The 21,949-nt window shown below is 71.6% G+C and carries 19 protein-coding genes; 12 read left to right on the top strand and 7 right to left on the bottom strand.

Annotated elements, in window-relative coordinates; all coding sequences use genetic code 11:
• Positions 1–27: 27 nt before the first annotated feature.
• Positions 28–915 carry a Cgl0159 family (beta/alpha)8-fold protein gene (locus OG758_RS30835; protein WP_326712920.1) on the bottom strand — a complete coding sequence of 296 codons (888 nt, stop codon included), beginning with the start codon at positions 913–915 and terminating at the stop codon, positions 28–30.
• Between the two features lie 62 nt (positions 916–977).
• Positions 978–1,946 (bottom strand): 5-dehydro-2-deoxygluconokinase, encoded by a 969-nt coding sequence (iolC, locus tag OG758_RS30830; RefSeq protein ID WP_326712919.1) that lies wholly within the window; start codon positions 1,944–1,946, stop codon positions 978–980.
• Positions 1,947–2,088: 142 nt separating this feature from the next.
• Between iolC and OG758_RS30825 the strand changes: the two genes are divergently transcribed.
• From OG758_RS30825 to OG758_RS30815, 3 genes are all read left to right on the top strand, one after another.
• Positions 2,089–2,991, top strand: a complete 903-nt coding sequence (locus OG758_RS30825; protein WP_326712918.1) for a sugar phosphate isomerase/epimerase family protein — start codon at positions 2,089–2,091, stop codon at positions 2,989–2,991.
• A gap of 267 nt (positions 2,992–3,258) precedes the next feature.
• Positions 3,259–3,456 (top strand): helix-turn-helix transcriptional regulator, encoded by a 198-nt coding sequence (locus OG758_RS30820; RefSeq protein ID WP_326712917.1) that lies wholly within the window; start codon positions 3,259–3,261, stop codon positions 3,454–3,456.
• 108 nt (positions 3,457–3,564) lie between these two features.
• Positions 3,565–4,146, top strand: coding sequence for a GNAT family N-acetyltransferase (locus OG758_RS30815; protein ID WP_326712916.1), 582 nt, complete (start codon positions 3,565–3,567; stop codon positions 4,144–4,146).
• 16 nt (positions 4,147–4,162) lie between these two features.
• Here OG758_RS30815 and OG758_RS30810 read toward each other — a convergent pair whose 3' ends face one another.
• Complete coding sequence (locus tag OG758_RS30810; protein ID WP_326712915.1) at positions 4,163–5,197, bottom strand: zinc-dependent alcohol dehydrogenase family protein; 1,035 nt, start codon at positions 5,195–5,197, stop codon at positions 4,163–4,165.
• A 172-nt stretch (positions 5,198–5,369) separates the two neighbouring features.
• On the opposite strand from OG758_RS30810, the gene OG758_RS30805 reads away from it, so the two are divergent.
• The 3 genes from OG758_RS30805 to OG758_RS30795 all read left to right on the top strand — a co-directional run bounded on the left by OG758_RS30805 (position 5,370) and on the right by OG758_RS30795 (position 9,173).
• Entirely contained in the window at positions 5,370–6,320 is a 951-nt protein-coding gene (locus OG758_RS30805; RefSeq protein ID WP_326712914.1) for a PrsW family intramembrane metalloprotease, read from the top strand.
• 116 nt (positions 6,321–6,436) lie between these two features.
• On the top strand, positions 6,437–6,754 hold the full coding sequence (locus tag OG758_RS30800) for a heavy-metal-associated domain-containing protein (protein ID WP_326712913.1): 318 nt from the start codon (positions 6,437–6,439) through the stop codon (positions 6,752–6,754).
• A 91-nt stretch (positions 6,755–6,845) separates the two neighbouring features.
• Positions 6,846–9,173, top strand: a complete 2,328-nt coding sequence (locus OG758_RS30795; RefSeq protein ID WP_326712912.1) for a heavy metal translocating P-type ATPase — start codon at positions 6,846–6,848, stop codon at positions 9,171–9,173.
• A gap of 634 nt (positions 9,174–9,807) precedes the next feature.
• Here the strand turns inward: OG758_RS30795 and OG758_RS30790 are convergent.
• The 3 genes from OG758_RS30790 to OG758_RS30780 form a co-directional block, all read right to left on the bottom strand.
• The gene (locus tag OG758_RS30790) at positions 9,808–11,097 is read right to left on the bottom strand and encodes a citrate synthase (RefSeq protein WP_326712911.1); all 1,290 of its coding nucleotides are present in this window, start codon (positions 11,095–11,097) and stop codon (positions 9,808–9,810) included.
• 134 nt (positions 11,098–11,231) lie between these two features.
• Entirely contained in the window at positions 11,232–13,535 is a 2,304-nt protein-coding gene (recD2, locus tag OG758_RS30785; RefSeq protein WP_326712910.1) for an SF1B family DNA helicase RecD2, read from the bottom strand.
• A 55-nt stretch (positions 13,536–13,590) separates the two neighbouring features.
• Positions 13,591–14,175: a hypothetical protein gene (locus OG758_RS30780; protein WP_227294772.1), complete on the bottom strand. Its 585-nt coding sequence runs from the start codon at positions 14,173–14,175 to the stop codon at positions 13,591–13,593.
• A gap of 247 nt (positions 14,176–14,422) precedes the next feature.
• Here OG758_RS30780 and OG758_RS30775 point away from each other — a divergent pair, with 247 nt between their 5' ends.
• The 6 genes from OG758_RS30775 (at position 14,423) to OG758_RS30750 (ending at position 21,073) form a co-directional block, all read left to right on the top strand.
• On the top strand, positions 14,423–15,478 hold the full coding sequence (locus OG758_RS30775) for a LacI family DNA-binding transcriptional regulator (RefSeq protein WP_326712909.1): 1,056 nt from the start codon (positions 14,423–14,425) through the stop codon (positions 15,476–15,478).
• Positions 15,475–17,064: a sugar ABC transporter ATP-binding protein gene (locus tag OG758_RS30770; RefSeq protein WP_326712908.1), complete on the top strand. Its 1,590-nt coding sequence runs from the start codon at positions 15,475–15,477 to the stop codon at positions 17,062–17,064. Before OG758_RS30775 ends, OG758_RS30770 begins: the two co-directional genes overlap by 4 nt.
• The gene (locus OG758_RS30765) at positions 17,054–19,000 is read left to right on the top strand and encodes an ABC transporter permease/substrate-binding protein (RefSeq protein WP_326712907.1); all 1,947 of its coding nucleotides are present in this window, start codon (positions 17,054–17,056) and stop codon (positions 18,998–19,000) included. The genes OG758_RS30770 and OG758_RS30765 overlap by 11 nt, the downstream gene beginning before the upstream one ends.
• Positions 19,001–19,084: 84 nt before the next feature.
• Complete coding sequence (locus OG758_RS30760) at positions 19,085–19,984, top strand: ribokinase (protein ID WP_326712906.1); 900 nt, start codon at positions 19,085–19,087, stop codon at positions 19,982–19,984.
• On the top strand, positions 19,981–20,370 hold the full coding sequence (gene rbsD / locus OG758_RS30755; protein ID WP_326712905.1) for a D-ribose pyranase: 390 nt from the start codon (positions 19,981–19,983) through the stop codon (positions 20,368–20,370). The genes OG758_RS30760 and rbsD overlap by 4 nt, the downstream gene beginning before the upstream one ends.
• Before the next feature lie 238 nt (positions 20,371–20,608).
• Positions 20,609–21,073 (top strand): DUF937 domain-containing protein, encoded by a 465-nt coding sequence (locus OG758_RS30750; RefSeq protein WP_326712904.1) that lies wholly within the window; start codon positions 20,609–20,611, stop codon positions 21,071–21,073.
• Between the two features lie 47 nt (positions 21,074–21,120).
• On the opposite strand, the gene OG758_RS30745 is transcribed toward OG758_RS30750, so the two are convergent.
• Entirely contained in the window at positions 21,121–21,918 is a 798-nt protein-coding gene (locus OG758_RS30745; protein ID WP_326716091.1) for a sugar phosphate isomerase/epimerase family protein, read from the bottom strand.
• Between the last annotated feature and the right edge of the window lie 31 nt (positions 21,919–21,949).

The raw sequence follows: 21,949 nt of genomic DNA, 5'->3' as shown, positions 1-21,949 counted from the left end.
GTCCCTGTCGTTCGTCACCGTCCCCTCCTACAGCAGCGACGCGGCGCTGTCGACCGCGCCGGCCACGTCACCGTCGGCCGGGTAGAGCAGCGATCGCCCCACCACCAGGCCCTGCACGGTGGGCAGTTGGAGCGCGTGCCGCCACTTCTCGTACGCCGCGTCCTGGTCGTCACCCACATCGCCGCCGAGCAGCACCGCGGGCAGCGTCGACGTCTCCATGACGCGCGCCATGTCGTCGGGGTTGTCGGTGACGGGCACCTTGAGCCAGGTGTACGCGGAGCTGCCGCCGAGGCCGGAGGCGATGGCGATGGACGTGGTGACGGCCTCGGCGCCCAGGTCGCTGCGCAGGGCCCCGCTCGCCGGATCGCGGTGACACAGGAACGGCTCGACGAACACGGGCAGTCGCAGCTCGGCCATCTCGTCGACGACGCGGGCCGCGGACTCCATGGTGCGCAGCGATCCCGGGTCGTCGTAGTCGATACGAAGGAGCAGCTTGCCGGCGTCGAACCGCAGCCGGTGCAGGTCCGCGGGCCGGTGTCCGGTGAACCGGTCGTCAAGTTCGAAGGAGGCCCCGGCGAGCCCGCCGCGGTTCATCGAGCCGAGGACGACCTTGCCGTCGAGCGCGCCGAGCAGAAGCAGGTCGTCGAGGATGTCGGCGGTGGCGAGGACCCCGTCGACACCGGGCCGCGACAGGGCTAGGCAGAGCCGTCCGAGGAGGTCGGCGCGGTCGGCCATGGCGAAGGGCCGCTCCCCCACGGCGAGGGCGCCGCGCGCGGGGTGGTCGGCGGCGACGATCAGGAGGCGCCCGGCCTCGTGCGCGATCAGCGGCCTGCGCGGCCGCCGCGCCGCCGCCTCGGCGACGGCCTCGGGGTGGTGGGCCCGCAGTCGCACCAGCTTCAGGGGATCGACGCTCATGTCCCGGCCGCCCCGCGCGGGAACGTGTCCCGGGCTGCTCCCGCCGACCCGGCCCGCCCGGCTCATCGGACCTCTCCCGCCGTGAGTGCGGCCTCTACCTCGTCGCGGGTCGGCATCGCCGACGAGCACTCCAGGCGGGACGCGACGATCGCGCCCGCCGCGTTCGCGAACCTCATGACGTCCTCCAGCTCCCGTTCGGCGAGCAGTCCGTGGCACAGGGCGCCGCCGAACGCGTCGCCCGCGCCGAGCCCGTTCAGGACGTCGACGGGCAGCGGCGGCACCTCCGCGCAACTGCCGTCCGCGGCCATGGCGAGTACGCCCTTGGGGCCCTGTTTGACGACGGCGAGGCGCACCCCGGCGGCGAGCAACGCCCGCGCCGCCGCGGCCGGTTCGCGCTCGCCGGTGGCGATCTCGACCTCGTCGACGTTGCCGACGGCGACGGTCGTGTGGCGCAGGGCCTCGGCGTAGTGGGGCCTGGCCTGTTCCGGGTCCTCCCAGAACATCGGCCGCCAGTCGAGGTCGAAGACGGTGATGCCGGCCTTCGCCCGGTGCGCCAGCGCGGCCAGGGTCGCCGAGCGGCTCGGCTCCTCGCTCAGCCCGGTCCCCGTCACCCAGAAGACCCGGGCCGCCCTGATGGCGTCCAGGTCGAGTTCGGCGGTGTGGATCTCCAGGTCGGGCGCCTTGGGCCGGCGGTAGAAGTAGAGGGGGAAGTCGTCCGGCGGGAAGACCTCGCAGAACGTGACGGGCGTCGGCAGGCCCGGCACGGGGGTGACCCAGCGGTCGTCGACACCGAACTCCCGCAGCTGGCGGTGCAGATACTCCCCGAAGGGGTCCGCCCCGGTGCGGGTGACCGTCGCCGTGCGGCGCCCGAGCCGGGCCGCCGCCACCGCGACGTTCGACGACGATCCGCCCAGGAACTTGCCGAACGTGTTCACCTCCGCCAGCGGCACGCCCGTCTGCAACGGGTAGAGGTCCACGCCGATCCGGCCCATGGTGATCAGGTCGTACGGCTCGCCGGGACTGGGCTGCATACGGATTCCCTTCGGCGGGGCGCGCGCCCCTTCGGCGGTCTCAGGCTCAGGTCTAGCCCTGCCTCAAGACCCTGTCAACATTTTGTCCGGACATTCGGACCACGTCTTGACACCCGTCTCCGGCGCCCTGAAGGCTGGTTCCATGACGACGATGTCACCCCGTATCCGCATCGGCTCGGCACCCGACTCCTGGGGCGTGTGGTTCCCCGACGACCCCCGCCAGGTCCCCTGGCGGCGCTTTCTCGACGAGGTCGCCGAGGCGGGCTACGAGTGGATCGAGCTCGGCCCGTACGGCTATCTGCCCACGGACCCGGACGTGCTCGCGGAGGAGACCGGACGGCGCGGCCTGAAGGTCTCCGCCGGCACGGTCTTCACGGGCCTGCACCGCGGCCCCGGCGTCTGGGACGCGACGTGGGAGCACGTCTCGGCCATCGCCGAACTCACGCGCGCGACCGGCGCCGGGCATCTCGTCGTCATCCCCGCGTTCTGGCGCGACGACAAGACGGGCGAGGTCATCGAGGACTCCTCGCTCACGGCGGCGCAGTGGCGCGACCTGACCACCCAGACCGAGCGGCTCGCCCACGAGGTCCGTGAGCGGTACGGCCTGCGGACCGTCGTCCACCCGCACGCCGACACGCACATCGACTCCGAGGAGAACGTCGCCCGCTTCCTCGACTCCACGGACCAGGACCTCGTCTCCCTCTGCCTCGACACGGGCCACTACGCGTACTGCGGCGGCGACAGCGTCAAGCTCATCGAGACGTACGGCGAGCGCATCGGCTACCTCCACCTCAAGCAGGTCGACCCGGCCGTGCTCGCCGGGGTCCGCGCGGGCGGGGTCCCGTTCGGGCCCGCCGTGGCGCGCGGCGTGATGTGCGAACCCCCGGCCGGGGAGCCCGCGTTGGAGCCCGTCATCGCGGCCGCGCAGCGCCTCGACGTCGATCTCTTCGCGATCGTCGAGCAGGACATGTACCCGTGCGAGCCGGACCGTCCGCTGCCCATCGCCCGCCGCACCAGGGGCTATCTGAGGTCGTGCGGGGTGTAGGAGGAGGCGCCACCGGGCGAACGGTCACGCCCGCGTACGCGCCTTCCCTGTGCCGCCAATGCGTCACTCGCGTCACAAACACCCCTTTCCTGTCACACATGTCCCGTATACGCGGGTCTTGCGTCACACCCCGTCGACAGCCCCTCGCCTCCGCTCTGGGCGGGTCGTTGTCCGGGCACACGCTGACTGATCGCCAGCGTTCGCGCCGCAGCTCCCCCGACGGCCACCCCGAGCCGCCGCTGCGGCACCCGCAGCAAGGAGCCACAGATGACCGACCGAAGGCTCTGGTCGTACCAGGACATCGCCGCTCACATCCGGGTCCGGCCGGACACCGTGCGCTCGTACCGCAAGCACGGCCTCCTGCCCCCGCCCGACCACGTGGAGTCGGGAAAGCCGTACTGGTACGCGGACACCGTCCACGCCTGGGTCGCCTCCCGCCCCCGCAACCGCGGCCTCAAGCAGTGACCACCACCCTCCGTCGCACCGGCGCCGCCCCGCACGCATGCCACCGTGCCGGGCGGCGCCCCAGTTATTCGATTGCCCCGCGCGGCCGCCCCTTTGGACAATCCCCGGATGACCCGAGAACCCCTGGCGGCCGGCTTCTCCGCCAAGCCCGTACTGACCGGCGAGAAGACCGTCCTGCGGCCGTTCACCGCCGCCGACGCCGACACGATGGCCGAGATCATCGACGACCCGGAGGTCCGCCGCTTCACCGGCGACCCGTCGAACGAGCTCACCGTGGACTCCCTGCGCTCCTGGTACGGCTCACGCAGCGCCCAGGACGACCGCCTCGACCTCGCGGTGACCGACCGCGCCACCGGCCGGCTCGTCGGCGAGGTCGTCCTGTACGACTGGGACCCGGAGCACCGCAGCTGCACGTTCCGCACGCTCGTCGGCCCCGAGGGCCGCGGCCGGGGCCTCGGCACGGAGGCGGTCCGCCTCATCGTCGGCCACGGCTTCGAGCGCCTGGGCCTGCACCGCATCGCCCTGGACCTCTTCAGCCACAACCACCGGGCCCGCCGCGTCTACGAGAAGGTGGGCTTCGTCGAGGAAGGCGTGGCCCGGCAGTCGGTACTGCGCGACGGCCAGTGGTACGACTCGACGCTGATGTCGGTCCTCGCCCCGGAGTGGGCGGAGCATCAGGGGCGGCCCTGACCGAGGCTCAGGAATCTCACGCCCACGGTTCGATGATCGTCACGCCCGCGCCGGGCGCCGCCCCCATCGCCTCGAGCGCTGCGGGTGCCGCGTCCAGCGTGATCGTGGAGGTGACCAGGAGGTCCGGTCGCAGGACCCCGGCGCGGACCATCTCCAGCATCCGGGGATAGGCGTGCGCGGCCATCCCGTGGCTGCCGAGGAGTTCGAGTTCGAGGCCGATCACCCGGCCCATGGGCACGACCGGGTCCCGCGGCAGCAGGCCGACCTGCACATGGCGGCCCCGCCGCCGCAGCCCGCCCACCGAGGCGGCACAGGTGACCGGTGAGCCGAGCGCGTCGAGCGACAGGTGCGCCCCGCCGCCGGTCAACTCCCGTACGGCAGCGGCCACATCGGGCACCTCGGAGGCGTTCAGGCAGTGGGCGGCGCCGAAGGTGCGGGCGAGGTCCAGCGCGGCGGGCGAGACATCGACCGCGACGACCCGCGCGCCACTCGCCGCCGCGATCATCACGGCGGACAGGCCGACGCCGCCGCACCCGTGCACGGCGACCCACTCCCCGGCGGCGACCCGGCCCTGCGCGACCACGGCGCGGAACGCGGTCGCGAAACGGCAGCCGAGGCCCGCCGCCGTCGCGAACGACAACTCGTCCGGCACGTCCACCAGGTTCACGGCGGCGTGGTCAAGGGCGACGTACTCGGCGAAGGAGCCCCAGTGCGTGAAGCCGGGCTGCGTCTGGCGCTCGCACACCTGGTGGTCGCCCGCCGCGCAGGACGCACAGGTGCCGCAGGCGCACACGAACGGGACCGTGACCCGGTCGCCCGGCCGCCGGTCCAGGACATCGGCGCCCACCGCCTCCACCACTCCGGCGAGTTCGTGCCCGGGTACGTGCGGCAGGCGGATGTCCGGGTCGTGGCCCATCCAGCCGTGCCAGTCGCTGCGGCACAGGCCCGTCGCCTCGACCCGTACGACCACGCCGTGCGGCGCCGGCACCGGATCGGGCACCTCCCGCACCTCGGCCCGCTCCCCGAACTTCTCGAACACCACAGCCCGCATCGCCCTCGCGCCTCACTTCCACCGAACGAAAGACCCTGACGGTCACCCGACCGGACGAACGTAGCCCCCGGCCCGGACACCGGGACCCTGCCCCCGCACCAACTCACGGTGCGACAAAATGCGTATCTACGTAAACTCCGTCACAAATCTTCCCCACTCAGAGGGAATTGCCGTGACCCAAGCACAGCCGCCCCGCGCGCCCCGAGCCCGCATCCCCGGCCCCAAGCGGCCCCCGTCGTCCGTGCCGCGGATCCGGGCGGGACTGTGGAAGCACTGGCTGTGGGGCGGACTCGCCCTGTGGACCCTGACCGCCGTCGTCACCTACGCGACCAGGAACACCACGCTCCTGCCGACACTGATCCTGCTCGGCAGCTTCCTCGTCCCGGGCACGTTCGTGCTGTGGGCGTACGAGCGTCACGCGCGCGACCTGGGCGTGAGCCTGATGCTCGGCAGCTTCGTCGTCGGCGGCATCCTCGGGGTGCTCGGCGCCTCGGTCATGGAGTACCACCTGCTGCACCCCTCGCTGTGGATGTTCGTCGGGGTCGGCCTGATCGAGGAGGCGGTCAAGCTCGCCGCCCTGATGTACATGCTGCGCACACAGCCGCGGGTACGCGGGCCGCGGGCGGGACTCGTCCTCGGCGCGTCCGTCGGCTTCGGCTTCGCGGCCTTCGAGAGCGCGGGCTACGCGTTCGACGCGGCCGTCGGCATGCAGGGCATCGACCTGCGCTCGCTCCTGGAGACGGAGGTGCTGCGCGGGCTGCTCGCACCGTTCGGGCACGGGCTGTGGACGGCGATCTCCGGCGCCGTCCTGCTGGCCTTCCGCAGGCCGAACGGGCGCTATCGCCTCGCGGCGCCGGTGGTGCTCACCTGTCTGGGCGTCTCCTTGCTGCACGCTCTGTGGGACTCCATGCACGGCCTCGCGATCTGGATCGTCGCCCGGCTCACCGCCACGGACCTGCCCCTCTCACTCTTCGCCGCGGGCCGCATCCCGCAGCCGACGGACACCCAGAAGTACCTCTTCACGTTCTTCTCGGTGGGCGGTCTCGTGATCATCTCGCTCGCGGGGATCGCCTGGGTACGTTCGCTCGCCCGCCGCGATCCCTCTTGGAGAAATACCCCCTAGGGGTATACAGTCGTGAGTGTCAGGAGGTCCCGGGGACGCCCCGGCTCCTCACTCGCACGGTACGCCGCACGCCTGCGCAGACCGGGACGCACGCGGCCTTCGACAAGGAGAACGACATGAGCGCCCAGACCGAGCTCCCCCAGATCGGCACCGAGTCGACCGGTTCCTGCTGCTCGCCCAGCGGTTCGTGCCACTCGGACACCGCCGGGAGCGCCGAGGGAGCCGTCACCACCGTGTACCAGGTGACCGGCATGACCTGCGGCCACTGCGAGGGCGCGGTGTCGGGCGAGATCTCGGGGCTGGCGGGCGTCATGTCGGTGAAGGCCGTGGCCTCCACGGGTCAGGTGACCGTGGTCTCCGCGGCGCCCCTCGACGAGGAGGAAGTCCGGGCCGCCGTCGACGAGGCGGGCTACGAGCTGGCCGGCAGGGCCTGAGACCTCAGGGAGCGCCGGGCCGCCCGTCACGGCCCGGCGCCGGTGGTCGTACGCTCGGCGGTAGTCCCGTACGCCCCTGGAAAGAACCGCGATGACCACGCCCACGGACACCACGGCCGGGCCGCTCTCCGAAGTGGAGCTCGCCGTCGGCGGGATGACCTGCGCCTCCTGCTCGGCCCGTATCGAGAAGAAACTCAACCGCCTCGACGGCGTGACGGCGACGGTCAATCTCGCGACCGAGAAGGCGAAGGTCGCGTACGCGCCCGGGGTCGAGGTCGCCGACCTGGTCGCCATGGTGCAGAAGCTCGGATACACGGCGGAGCCGATCATCCGGGAGGAGCCGGTCGAAGCCGCCGCGGACGGTCCGGAGAGGGCCGGCGACGACCCCCCGGACGAGGACCGCACGGAAGCCGGGAGCGGGTCCTGGACCGGCGCCGAGCCCGACCCCACCGCCCCTGTGCGCCGGCGGCTCGTCGTCTGCGCGCTGCTCTCCCTGCCCGTCGTCCTCCTGGCAATGGTGCCCGCCCTCCAGTTCGACAACTGGCAGTGGCTCTCCCTCACGCTCGCCGCCCCCGTCGCCGTCTGGGGCGGACTCCCCTTCCACCGGGCCGCCTGGACCAACGCGCGGCACGGCGCCGCCACCATGGACACGCTCGTCTCCGTCGGGACGCTCGCCGCGTTCGGCTGGTCGCTGTGGGCCCTGTTCCTGGGCGACGCCGGGACGATCGGGATGCGGCACGGATTCACGTTCGCCGTCGACCGCACCGACGCCGCCTCCACCATCTACCTCGAAGTCGCCGCGGGCGTCGTCACCCTGATCCTGCTCGGCCGCTATCTGGAGGCCCGCTCCAAGCGCCGCGCCGGCACCGCCCTGCGCGCCCTGCTCGAACTCGGCGCCAAGGACGTCGCCGTGCTGGACGCCTCGGGCGCGGAAGTGCGCCTGCCGGTCGGGCGGCTGAGGCCGGGCGACCGGTTCGTCGTGCGGCCCGGCGAGAAGATCGCGACGGACGGCACCGTCGTCGAGGGGGCCTCAGCCGTCGACGCCGCCCTGCTCACCGGCGAGTCCGTGCCCGTGGACGTGGCCGTCGGCGACGCCGTGACCGGCGCGACCGTGAACGCCGGCGGCCGGCTCGTCGTCGAGGCGACCCGCGTCGGCGCCGACACCCAGCTCGCCCGCATGGCGCGCCTCGTCGAGGACGCGCAGACCGGCAAGGCCGAGGTGCAGCGCCTCGCCGACCGGATCGCCGGCGTGTTCGTGCCGGTGGTGTTCGTCATCGCGCTCGGCACGTTCGCCGGCCGGCTGCTCGCCACCGGCGAGGTGACCGCCGCGTTCACCTCGGCCGTCGCCGTCCTGATCATCGCCTGCCCCTGCTCGCTCGGCCTTGCGACGCCCACCGCGCTCATGGTCGGCACCGGCCGCGGCGCTCAGCTCGGCATCCTCATCAAGGGCCCCGAGGTCCTGGAGAACACGCGGCGCGTCGACACCGTCGTCCTCGACAAGACCGGCACGGTGACGACCGGCCGGATGACGCTCCAGGACTCGTACGCCGCCGAGGGCGTCGAGGAGAAGACCCTGCTGCGGCTGGCCGGGGCCGTGGAGCACGCCTCCGAGCACCCCGTCGCCCGGGCCGTCGCGAAGGGCGCCGCCGACCGGGCCGGCACACTGCCCGCCGTCACCCGCTTCACCGCGCTCGCCGGGCTCGGCGTCCGCGGCGTGGTGGACCGGCACGACGTCCTGGTCGGCCGGGAGCGCCTCCTCGCCGAGCACGGCATCGCCCTGCCGCCCGCGCTCGCCGCCGCCAAGACCGCCGCCGAGGCCGCGGGTCGCACCGCCGTCGCCGTCGCCTGGGACGGGGAGGCACGGGGTGTCATCACGGTCGCCGACGCGGTCCGCCCGACGAGCGCCCGGGCCGTCGCCGAACTGCGCGCCCTGGGCCTCACGCCGGTGCTCCTGACCGGCGACAACCGGATCGTCGCCGAGTCCGTGGCGCGGGCCGTCGGGATCGCCGAGGACGCCGTGTACGCGGAGGTCCTGCCGCAGGAGAAGGTCGACGTCGTCCGGCGTCTGCAGGCCGAGGGGCGCACCGTCGCCATGGTCGGCGACGGCGTGAACGACGCGGCGGCGCTCGCCACCGCCGATCTGGGGCTCGCGATGGGCACCGGCACGGACGCCGCGATCGAGGCGGGCGACCTGACGCTGGTGCGCGCGGACCTGCGCGTGGCCGCCGACGCGATCCGGCTCTCCCGCCGCACCCTCGCCACCATCAAGGGGAACCTCTTCTGGGCCTTCGGCTACAACGTGGCCGCGCTGCCGCTGGCCGCCGCAGGGTTCCTGAACCCGATGATCGCGGGCGCCGCGATGGCGTTCTCGTCCGTGTTCGTCGTGACGAACAGCCTCCGGCTGAGGACGTTTTCCTGAAGGTGAGCGGCCCTTTTTCTGGAAGGACTTCACATCGCCCCTGGTCTGGCCCATCATCAAGGGGTCTTCACATTCGCCTCACATCACAACCGCAGCATTCTCACGTCCGAACCTCGATCTACATATGGGGTCTCTTGCGCACGATCAGGACATATGCAAGAGACGCAGATCACAGTGATCTGAACGTAACCATTTGAGGTTCTCGCGAGTCTAAGGAGGCGATGCAGGAACGTCTTGGGGGGCGTTTCTGTGTTGACCGGGGCCGTCTTGGGGGACGGACCCGACCGCGTTGGCCGGGACACGTGCCACGGAGAGCTTGAGCGGCCCTCCCGTGTACGCGTCCCGGCAGACCGCACCGTAGACGCCCGGACGGATCCCGTGGGGGGAATCCGCACCGGGAAAAAGGAAAGCGCCCCGACTGCCGGCCCGTGGGGGGACTGGCAGCGGGGCGCTTTCCGCTTTCTCTTCACTTCTGCTCCCGCTCGACGCGGGGGGTGCGCTGCATGGTGTGCGGTCACGCAGCGCGAGGTGCACGGCGCGAGACCTCAGCGGGCCTCGACGGGGACGAAGTCACGCGGGACCTCGCCGGTACTGCGCCGGCCCGGGGAACAGCCCCCGGACCCCCGGCCGAGGATCAGCGAGCCTCGACGGGCACGAAGTCACGCAGGACCTCGCCGGTGTAGATCTGGCGCGGGCGGCCGATGCGCGATCCCGGCTCCTTGATCATCTCGTGCCACTGGGCGATCCAGCCCGGCAGCCGGCCGAGGGCGAACAGGACCGTGAACATCTCGGTCGGGAAGCCCATGGCCCGGTAGATGAGGCCCGTGTAGAAGTCGACGTTCGGGTAGAGGTTGCGCGAGACGAAGTACTCGTCGGAGAGCGCGTGCTCCTCCAGCTTGAGCGCGATGTCCAGCAGCGCGTCGTCCTTGCCGAGGGCCGAGAGGACATCGTGCGCCGCGGCCTTGATGATCTTGGCGCGCGGGTCGAAGGACTTGTACACCCGGTGGCCGAAGCCCATCAGGCGGACGCCGTCCTCCTTGTTCTTCACCTTGCGGATGAAGGAGTCGACATCGCCGCCGTTGGCCTGGATGCCCTCGAGCATCTCCAGGACCGACTGGTTGGCGCCGCCGTGCAGCGGGCCCCACAGGGCGGAGATACCGGCGGAGATCGAGGCGAACATGTTCGCCTGCGAGGAGCCGACCAGACGCACGGTGGACGTCGAACAGTTCTGCTCGTGGTCCGCGTGCAGGATGAGCAGCTTTTCCAGCGCGGCGACGACGACCGGGTCGAGGTCGTACTCCTGCGCCGGCACGGAGAACGTCATGCGCAGGAAGTTCTCGACGTAGCCGAGGTCGTTGCGCGGGTAGACGAACGGGTGGCCGATCGACTTCTTGTACGCGTACGCCGCGATGGTCGGCAGCTTGGCGAGCAGCCGGATCGTCGACAGGTGGCGCTGCTGTTCGTCGAACGGGTTGTGACTGTCCTGGTAGAACGTCGACAGCGCGCTGACCACGGAGGACAGCATCGCCATCGGGTGGGCGTCACGCGGGAAGCCGTCGAAGAAACGCTTGACGTCCTCGTGGAGCAGCGTGTGCCCGGTGATCTCGTTCTTGAAAGTGGAGAGCTCGTCGACGGTCGGAAGCTCGCCGTTGATCAGCAGGTAGGCCACCTCGGTGAAGGTGGAACGCTCGGCCAGCTGCTCGATCGGGTAGCCGCGGTACCGGAGGATGCCCTGCTCACCGTCGAGATAGGTGATCGCGGATTTATAGGCGGCGGTGTTGCCGTATCCGCTGTCGAGGGTCACCAGACCGGTCTGGGCCCGGAGCTTCCCGATGTCGAAGCCCTTGTCACCGACGGTGCTGTCGATCACCGGGTAGGTGTACTCGCCATCGCCGTACCGCAGTACTACAGAGTTGTCGCTCACGTCATCCCTCACCGACGTAGTGCCTCTTCTTCGAGGTGCCCTGACTGTTCTCTACCATCCCCCACTTGGCCCAGCAGAGTGCACTCGGGGTCGACCATTGGGCCTATTCGCGGCACTGAGTGCCGCCAACCTGCTCATCCTGCCCCCTTCGCCCCGCTTCCGGAAAGCCCGTGTGACGTTTCCGACTCATTTGATCGATCGAAAGTTACCAAACCGAAGGATGTGCCCCCGGAGAGCCGGAAACGGAGTGCCGTGCAACGCCTTCCGGCGGAGACCGTGCGCACCGCCTGACCGAGCGCCTTGCGTGAACCGACGAGCACCACCAGCTTCTTGGCCCGCGTGACCGCCGTATAGAGGAGGTTCCTCTGCAGCATCATCCAGGCGCCGGTCGTAACCGGGATCACGACGCACGGATACTCACTTCCCTGGGAGCGGTGGATCGTCACGGCATATGCGTGAGCCAGCTCGTCCAGCTCATCGAATTCGTATACGACTTCCTCGTCCTCGTCGGTGAGTACGGTCAGCCGCTGCTCGTCCGCGTCGAGGGAGGTGACGACGCCGACGGTGCCGTTGAACACGCCGTTCTCCCCTTTCTCGTAGTTGTTCCTGATCTGGGTGACTTTGTCGCCCACGCGGAAGACCCGGCCGCCGAAGCGCTTCTCGGGGAGGTCGGGGCGGGCGGGCGTGACGGCTTGCTGGAGCAGGCCGTTGAGGGTGCCGGCGCCGGCCGGACCGCGGTGCATCGGGGCGAGAACCTGGATGTCGCGCCGCGGGTCAAGGCCGAACTTGGCGGGGATGCGGCGGGCGGCGACATCGACGGTGAGCCGGCCCGCCTCCTCCGTGTCCTCCTCCACGAACAGGAAGAAGTCCTTGAGGCCCTGGGTGAGCGGATGCTGACCCCCATTGATGCGGTGCGCGTTCGTGACGACGCCGGACTCCTGGGCCTGGCGGAAGATGCGGGTGAGGCGGACCGCGGGGACCGGGCCGCCCTCGCCGAGCAGGTCCCGCAGCACCTCGCCCGCGCCGACGCTCGGCAGCTGGTCGACGTCGCCCACGAACAGCAGATGGGCGCCCGGCGGCACGGCCTTGGCCAGCTTGTTGGCCAGCAGGAGATCGAGCATCGACGCCTCGTCGACCACGACGAGGTCGGCGTCGAGCGGCCGGTCCCGGTCGTAGGCCGCGTCACCGCCCGGCTTGAGTTCGAGCAGGCGGTGGACCGTGGACGCCTCGGCACCGGTCAGCTCGGCCAGGCGCTTGGCGGCGCGGCCCGTGGGGGCGGCGAGGACGACCTTCGCCCGCTTGGCGCGGGCCAGTTCGACGATCGAGCGGACCGTGAAGGACTTGCCGCAGCCGGGCCCTCCGGTGAGGACGGCGACCTTCTTCGTCAGGGCGAGCTTCACCGCCTCCTCCTGCTCGGGCGCGAGCTCGGCCCCCGTCCGCCCCGCGAGCCAGATCAAAGCCTTGTCCCACGCGACGTCCCGGAACGCCGGCATCCGGTCCTCGTCCGTGCGCAGGAGGCGCAACAGCTGGGCGGACAGGGAGAGTTCGGCGCGATGGAAGGGGACGAGATAGACCGCGGTCACCAGCTCTTCCCCGCCTTCCGGGCCCGGCACCCGCTCCCGTACGACGCCCTCCTCCTCGCCCGCCAGCTCGTCCAGGCACTCGATGACCAGGCCCGTGTCGACCTGGAGGAGTTTGACCGCGTCGGAGATCAGCTGTTCCTCCGGCAGGAAGCAGTGGCCCTGGTCCGTGGACTGCGAAAGCGCGTACTGCAGGCCCGCCTTGACACGCTCGGGGCTGTCGTGCGGGATGCCGACGGACTGCGCGATGCGGTCGGCGGTGAGGAAGCCGATGCCCCAGACGTCGGACGCGAGCCGGTAAGGCTGGTTCTTGACCACGGAGATCGACGCGTCGCCGTACTTCTTGTAGATGCGCACCGCGATCGACGTGGACACCTCCACGCTCTGGAGGAAGACCATCACTTCCTTGATGGCCTTCTGCTCCTCCCAGGCGTCGGCGATCTTCCTGGTGCGCTTGGGGCCGAGGCCCGGCACCTCGATCAGGCGGCCCGGCTCCTGCTCGATGATGTCGAGGGTGTCCAGGCCGAAGTGACGGGTGATCCGGTCGGCGAAGACCGGGCCGATGCCCTTGACCAGGCCGGATCCGAGATAGCGGCGGATGCCCTGGATGGTGGCGGGCAGGACCGTCGTGTAGTTCTCCACGGCGAACTGCTTGCCGTACTGCGGGTGGGAGCCCCAGCGGCCCTCCATGCGCAGCGACTCGCCGGCCTGCGCGCCGAGCAGCGCGCCGACGACGGTGAGCAGATCACCGCCGCCGCGGCCGGTGTCGACGCGGGCGACCGTGTACCCGCTCTCCTCGTTGGCGTACGTGATCCGCTCGAGGACCCCCTCGAGCACCGCCATCCCCGGGTTCGGCATGAGGCGACCGTACCGGTGGGGTCGGACACCCGGGGAGCGGTACCCGGGTTACGGACTACAGGCCGCCCATGGGTTCGATGTCCACCTTGACGGGCGTACCCCAGACCCGCACCACCTCGTAGTCCGTGAAGGCGTGGACCAGGCGGTACGCCGAGGCCGCGCGGGGCTCCCTGCGCTGGGCCGCGAGATAGTGCTCGGCCTCCCTGCGGTCGTGCCGCGGGGTGCCGCACAGCTGCCACACCTGTCCGTTCCACTTCTCGGGGAGCCAGCGCTGCTGGGGCTGCGGGCGGTCCTCCCGGACGCCGTACCGCGACATCGCCGGGGCGTCCGCGCTCTCGCCCTGCCGGGGTCTCGTGGGATACGTGCCATTGATCTCGGAGCGGCGGGCGACGCGGCGGCGGGTCTCGCAGAGCAGGCACAGGTCCTGCGCGTTCTCGTCGACCGGGCCCGTCGGGTGCTCCGGGCAGCGCGTGGTGGGCGGGTCGCCGGTGACGGAGTCCTCGATGAGGTCGAGCGCGCGCTTCACGTCCGCGCGCATCTCGTGCAGCTTGCTGTCGGGTGTGTCGGTGCTGAGGCCCTCGCCGTGCTCGCCGAGGAGGCGCAGGGCCCGGCCGAGCGCGGTGAGCTGTGCGTGGTTCACGGGCGTGTGCCCCTTCCGTGCGGGTTCCGTGACTGACTCCGCCAGCGTCTCACGCACCACTGACACGGCCGTCCGACACCGGCCGCGAGGGCGGCGTACATCACGATCCGGTCTCGACAAGCGGAACGGGGGTTGCCAACAACCCGTGTAATCGATTCCAATCCTCCGTGTAATCGATTCCATGACGGTGTCGGACCAGGTTTCGGATCCGTTCCGGACCAGGCAGCCACAAGGAGGTGGTCCTGCGATGGCGAGCATCAAGGACGTCGCCGCGGCGGCGGGTGTCTCCGTCGCCACGGTCTCGCGGGTGCTGAACAGCCACCCGTCCGTGAGCCCGGACGCGCGCGCCCGCGTGCTCGGCGCGGTCGACTCGCTCGGCTACCGCCCGAACGCCGTGGCCCGCTCTCTGCGCACCGCCCAGACCCGCACGCTCGGCCTGGTCATCAGCGACGTACTCAACCCGTACTTCACCGAGCTGGCCCGCTCCGTCGAGGAGGAGGCCCGCGCGCTGGGCTACAGCGTCATCATCGGGAACGCGGACGAGCAGCCCGACATCCAGGACCACCACGTACGCACCCTCGTCGACCGGCGCATCGACGGCCTCCTGGTCTCCCCCACCGACGGCGGCTCGCCGCTGATGCTGGAAGCCGCGCACGCCGGTACGCCGATGGTCTTCGTCGACCGCTGGATCCCGGGCCTGGACGTGCCCGTGGTCCGCTCCGACGGGCGCGCCGCGGTGCGCGACCTCGTGGCCCATCTGCACGCCCTCGGCCACCGCCGCCTCGCCATCATCGCGGGACCCGCCGCCACCACGACCGGCAGCGAGCGCGTCGAGGCGTTCCGCGAGGCGCTCGCCGCGTACGGGATATCCCTGCCGGACGCCTACATCGGGCAGGGCGACTTCCAGGCGGACAGCGGCCGGCGCGCGACGGAGCGCTTCCTCGCCCTGTCCGAGCCGCCCGAGGTCGTGTTCGCCGCCGACAACCTGATGGCGCTCGGCGCGCTCGACGCGATCAGGGCCGCCGGACTGCGCGTCCCGCACGACATAGGGCTCGCGGCCTTCGACGACATCCCCTGGTTCGTGCACACCGACCCGCCGGTCACGGCAATCGCCCAGCCGACCAAGGAGCTCGGCCGGGCCGCCGTACGGGCCCTGATCGACCGCATCGAGGGCAGGCCCCCGCAGTCGGTGACACTGCCGGCGCGCCTGGTCGTCCGCCGGTCCTGCGGCGAGACGAAGAGCCCGGCCCCGGCTCCCGCAGACACCCCCACCGCCACGACCTCAACGAGGAGGAACCCGTGAGCAACCCGGAAGAGCGGCAGGCCCAGGAGTCGGCCGGGCCGCCCGACGAGCTGCTGCGCATCGAGGGGATACGCAAGACGTTCCCCGGCGTCGTCGCGCTCGACAGCGTCGACTTCGATCTGCGCCGCGGCGAGGTGCACGTGCTGCTCGGCGAGAACGGCGCGGGCAAGAGCACCCTCATCAAGATGCTCTCCGGCGCCTACCGGCCCGACGCGGGCCGGATCGTCGTCGACGGCCGGGAGACCCGTATCCACGGGGCGCAGGACGCCGAGCGCCTCGGGATCGCCACCATCTACCAGGAGTTCAACCTCGTCCCCGATCTGACGGTCGCCGAGAACATCTTCCTGGGCCGCCAGCCGCGCCGCCTCGGGATGATCGACCGGAAGAAGATGGAGGCCGACGCCGAGCAGCTGCTGCGGCGCGTCGGCCTGACGGTGTCGCCCCGGACCCGGGTGCGCGAACTGGGCATCGCCCGGCTCCAGATGGTCGAGATCGCGAAGGCCCTGAGCCTGGACGCGCGCGTCCTGATCATGGACGAGCCGACGGCCGTGCTCACCTCGGAGGAGGTGGACAAGCTCTTCGGGATCGTGCGCGCGCTGCGCGAGGACGGTGTCGGCGTCGTCTTCATCACCCACCACCTGGAGGAGATCGCCGCGCTCGGCGACCGCGTCACGGTCATCCGCGACGGCAAGAGCGTCGGCCAGGTCCCCGCGTCGACCCCCGAGGCCGAGCTCGTACGGCTCATGGTGGGCCGCAGCATCGAGCAGCAGTACCCGCGCGAGCGGCCCGAACTCGACGCCACGGACGCTCCGTTGCTGCGGGTCGAGGGGCTGACCCGCGACGGGGTCTTCCACGATGTGCACTTCGAGGTGCGGGCCGGCGAGGTCGTCGGCATCGCGGGCCTCGTGGGCGCGGGCCGTACCGAGGTCGTACGGGCCGTCTTCGGCGCCGACCCGTACGACAAGGGCACCGTCGAGGTCGCGGGCGCGCGGCTGCCGCGACACGACGTGAACGCGGCGATGGCCGCCGGCGTCGGGCTCGTGCCCGAGGACCGCAAGGGGCAGGGCCTCCTCCTGGACGCCTCCGTCGAGGAGAACCTGGGCCTGGTCACGCTGCGTTCGGCAACCCGCGCGGGCCTCGTGGACCGCAGGTCCCAGCGCGTCGCGGCCGCCCGCATGGCCGAGCAGCTCGGCGTGCGCATGGCCGGGCTCGGCCAGCATGTGCGGACCCTGTCCGGCGGCAACCAGCAGAAGGTCGTCATCGGCAAGTGGCTGCTCGCCGACATCAGGGTCCTCATCCTCGACGAGCCGACACGCGGCATCGACGTCGGCGCGAAGGTCGAGATCTACCAGCTCGTCAACGAACTCACCGCGGCCGGGCACGCCGTCCTGATGATCTCCAGCGATCTGCCGGAGGTCCTCGGGATGAGCGACCGGGTCCTCGTCATGGCGCAGGGCCGGATCGCGGGCGAACTCGCGGCCGGCGAAGCGACCCAGGACTCCGTGATGGCGCTCGCCGTCAGCACCGCGACATCCCCGACAACCACCCCCGTACACAATGAAGTGGAGGGCTCCCGTGGCCACTGACACGCTCAAGAGCAGCACGGCCGGCGCGGGTGGCCTGCGCCGCGTCCTGCTCGACAACGGCGCGCTGAGCGCCCTGGTCGTCCTGGTGATAGCGATGTCGCTGCTGTCCGGCGACTTCCTGACCACGCAGAACCTGCTGAACGTCGGCGTGCAGGCCGCCGTGACCGCGATCCTCGCGTTCGGCGTCACCTTCGTCATCGTCTCGGCGGGCATCGACCTGTCGGTCGGCTCCGTGGCCGCCCTGTCGGCGACGGTCCTCGCGTGGGCCGCGACCAGCGAGGGCGTCCCGGTGTGGATCGCCGTGATCCTCGCCGTCGTCACCGGTGTCGCCTGCGGATTCGTCAACGGCGCGCTGATCTCGTACGGCAAGCTCCCGCCGTTCATCGCGACGCTCGCGATGCTGTCGGTGGGGCGTGGTCTGTCGCTCGTCATCTCGCAGGGCAGCCCGATCCCGTTCCCGCAGTCCGTCTCGCGGATCGGTGACACGCTCGGCGGCTGGCTGCCAGTGCCGGTGCTCGTGATGGTCGTCATGGGGCTGATCACGGCGCTGATCCTGGGCCGTACGTTCATCGGCCGGTCCATGTTCGCGATCGGCGGCAACGAGGAGGCGGCGCGCCTGTCCGGGCTGCGCGTCAAGCGGCAGAAGGTCGTCATCTACGCCCTGTCGGGCCTGTTCGCCGCCGTCGCGGGCATCGTCCTCGCCTCGCGTCTGACCTCCGCGCAGCCGCAGGCCGCGCAGGGCTACGAGCTGGACGCCATCGCCGCGGTCGTCATCGGCGGCGCCTCGCTGTCCGGCGGCGTCGGCAAGGCGTCGGGCACGTTCATCGGCGCGCTGATCCTCGCGGTGCTCAGGAACGGCCTCAACCTCCTTTCCGTGTCGGCGTTCTGGCAGCAGGTGGTCATCGGCGTCGTCATCGCGCTCGCCGTGCTCCTCGACACCGTGCGCCGCAAGGCGGGCGCGACCCCGACGGCCGCCGGCGCCACGTCCGGGCCGGGCGGCTCCAAGAGCAAACAGGCCGCCCAGTACGTGATCGCGGCCGTCGTCGCCGCGGCGATCATCGGCGGCATCTCCCTCTGGAACAAAGGCTCTTCGGGTACGTCGACCAAGCTCGGCCTGTCCGTCTCGACGCTGAACAACCCCTTCTTCGTACAGATGAAGGCGGGCGCGCAGGCCGAGGCGAAGAAGGAGGGCGTCAAGCTCACGGTCACGGACGCCCAGAACGACGCGTCCCAGCAGGCCAACCAGCTCCAGAACTTCACCAGTGAGGGCATGAGCTCGGTCATCGTGAACCCCGTCGACTCCGACGCGGTCGGCCCGGCCGTGCGCGGCGCCAACAAGGCGGACATCCCCGTCGTCGCCGCCGACCGCGGCGTCAACAAGGCGAAGACGGCCACGCTCGTCGCCTCCGACAACGTCGCGGGCGGCCGGCAGGCGGCGAAGACGCTCGCCGACAAGCTCGGCGGCAGCGGAAAGATCGTGATCCTCCAGGGCACGGCCGGCACCTCCGCCAGCCGGGAGCGCGGGCAGGGCTTCGCCGAGGGCATCAAGGCGTACCCCGGCATCAAGGTCGTCGCCGAGCAGCCCGCGGACTTCGACCGCACCAAGGGCCTCGACGTCATGACCAACATGCTCCAGGCCAACGCGGGCGTCGACGGCGTCTTCGCCGAGAACGACGAGATGGCCCTCGGCGCGATCAAGGCGCTCGGCTCCAAGGCAGGCAAGTCCGTCGCCGTCGTCGGCTTCGACGGCACGCCGGACGGCCTCAAGGCCGTCGAGGCGGGCACGCTGTACGCGTCCGTCGCGCAGCAGCCGAAGGAGCTCGGCCGGATCGCCGTGCAGAACGCGGTCAGGGCGGCGAAGGACAAGAAGGTCGCGGAGATGGTGAAGGTGCCGGTGAAGGTGGTCACCTCGAAGAACGTCGCGAGCTTCAAGTAGCCGTCGCGGGTCTCGGGTCACCGGCCCGGGCACCCGACCTGCCCGTCGAGAACGCCCGTCCAGAACGCGGAGAAAGTGACAGCGATGCACGACTACGACCTGTTGGTGGTGGGGTCGGCCAACGCCGACCTGGTGACCGTCGTCGAGCGCCGCCCGGGCGCCGGGGAGACCGTCCTCGGCTCGGACCTGGCCGTCCACCCGGGCGGCAAGGGCGCCAACCAGGCCGTCGCCGCGGCGCGCCTCGGGGCCCGTACGGCGCTGCTCGCGCGGGTCGGCGACGACGGGCACGGGCGGCTGCTGCTCGACTCGATGAGGTCGGCGGGTGTCGACCCGGTCGGCGTTCTCGTCGGCGGGGCGCCCACCGGGGTCGCCCTGATCACGGTGGACCCGTCCGGGGACAACAGCATCGTGGTGGCACCGGGTGCCAACGCCCGGCTCACCCCGCAGGACGTCAAGGCCGCAGGCAGCCTCTTCCAGGCGTCGCAGGTGGTCTCGGCGCAGCTGGAGATCCCGCTCGACACGGTCGCCGAGGTCGTACGGGCGCTGGCCCCGGGCAGCCGGTTCGTCCTCAACCCGTCCCCGCCCGCTCCCCTGCCCGCCGAGGTCCTCGCGGCCTGCGACCCGCTCATCGTCAACGAGCACGAGGCGCGGGTCGTGCTCGGCGCCGACGTCACCGGCGAGCCCGAGGACTGGGCGCGGGCACTGCTCGCCCTCGGGCCGCGCTCCGTCGTGATCACGCTGGGCGCCGAGGGCGCGCTGGTGGCCGACGGCACGGCGACGCGCCGCGTGCCGTCCGTCAAGGTCACGGCCGTGGACACGACCGGTGCGGGGGACGCCTTCACGGCGGCCCTGGCGTGGCGGCTCGGCGCGGGCGAGAGCCTCGCCGACGCGGCGGCCTTCGCGGCCCGCGTCGGCGCGGCGGCGGTCACGAAGGAGGGCGCCCAGGCGTCCTACCCGACGACCGCCGAGGTCGCGGCGCTGTGAGGAAGGCCGGAATACTCAACCGCCACCTGGCCGGCGCGCTCGCCGAGCTGGGCCATGGCGACGGCGTGCTCGTGTGCGACGCGGGCATGCCGATCCCGGCGGGGCCGCGGGTCGTGGACCTGGCGTTCCGGGCCGGTGTCCCGTCGTTCGCCGAGGTCGTCGACGGGCTCCTGGACGAGCTGGTGGTGGAAGGCGGGACGGCCGCCGCGGAGATCCGGGCCGCGAACCCCGAGGCCGCGGGGCTGCTCGCGGAGCGCCTTCCCGCGCTCGCCTTCGTCCCGCACGAGGAGCTGAAGGAGCTCTCGCGGGGCGCGCGGCTGGTCGTCCGTACGGGGGAGGCGCGGCCGTACGCGAATGTGCTGCTGCGCTGCGGGGTCTTCTTCTAAGTCAAAGTCCAGGCAAAGTCCAGGCAGGTCCTGCTTGTGGGCATGCAAAAGGGGGCCCGGTCGGCGGACCGGACCCCCTGACGCTTCCCCTCCCCATCAGAACCCCCGCGATCCCCCCGGATCCCCCTCCAGAAGTCCTGATGCCACATACGACCCGCAAACCGCGGAAAGGGTTGCACCGTCCGCCCAGAATCTTTTCGGGGTGCCGACGCAGCGGGGCAGACGTAGCGTTTCCGGCATGAGCGAACACACCGGATCTGCCGAACCCTCCCTGAAGGAGGACGTACTCGACGAGCTCGGCGACGACCGGCTCGGCGAGATCGCCGACCTGCTCGGCACGGACGCGGCGGGTGCGCATGACGTCGTGGGCACCACCGTCTCCGAGCTCTCCGGAGGGCTCAGGGAGAAGGCGACGGCCGATCCCGCGCAGGCCGAGGAGGTCCGGCAGGCGCTCGCCGAGACACAGGAGCAGCAGCCGTTGCAGGGCGTGGCCACCCTCGGCGGGCTCGGCGGGCTGGCGGCCGGCGGGCTGATGTCCGGGCTCCTGACGAAGATGAGCCGCCCGGTCGCGAACGCCGTGGCGAAGAAGACGGGCCTGCCGCCCGCGACGGTCTCCCGGGTCGTCGAACTCCTGATCCCGGTGCTGCTGACGGTCTTCACCAAGCGGGCCGCGGGCAGGAAGGCGGGCGGCGGCCCCAGGTAGCCGCCACCCTGCGCCGCTGCCCCGAAGGCGGCCGCTGCCGGGAGGCCTCAGCCGGCGTGCCGCACGAAGCGGTCGGCCGTCTCCGCGAGGACCTCGCGCCCGTCGCGTGCCCACAGCCCGTCGTTGAACAGCTCCACCTCGATGGGCCCCGCGTACCCGGCGTCCTCGACCAGGCCACGCCACGCGCGCATGTCGATCGCGCCGTCACCGATCTGCCCCCGTCCGTTGAGGACGCCCTCGGGCAACGGCGTGGTCCAGTCGGCCAGTTGGAAGGCGTGCAGCCGCCCGCCCGCCCCGGCGCGCGCGATCTGCGCGGGCGCTCGGTCGTCCCACCAGATGTGATACGTGTCCACGCACACGCCGACCTGCTCGGCGGGGAAGCGCTCGGCCAGGTCGAGCGCCTGCGCCAGCGTCGACACGACGCAGCGGTCGGAGGCGTACATCGGGTGCAGCGGCTCGATGGCGAGCCGGACCCCACGCTCGGCGGCGTACGGGCCGAGCTCCGCGAGCGCGTCGGCGATCCGCTCCCGCGCACCGTGCAGGTCCTTGCTTCCTTCGGGGAGGCCGCCGGAGACCAGGACGAGCGTGTCCGTGCCGAGGGCGGCGGCCTCGTCGACGGCCGCGCGATTGTCGTCGAGGGCCCGCACGCGCGCGTGCGCGTCGATCGCGGTGAGGAAGCCGCCCCGGCACAGCGTGGTGACGGCGAGCCCGGCCTCCCGCACGAGCTTCGCCGCGGCCTCGACCCCGTACGTCTGCACGGGCTCGCGCCACAGGCCGACGCCCGGGACCTCCAACTCGGCGCAGGCCGCGACGAGTTCTTCGAGGCCGAGCTGCTTGACGGTCATCTGGTTGATGGAGAAGCGGTCGAGGGCGTGG

Source organism: Streptomyces sp. NBC_01474 (assembly GCF_035918215.1).
Taxonomy (GTDB): domain Bacteria; phylum Actinomycetota; class Actinomycetes; order Streptomycetales; family Streptomycetaceae; genus Streptomyces; species Streptomyces aureus.
This window is presented reverse-complemented; position numbering and strand designations above follow the sequence as displayed.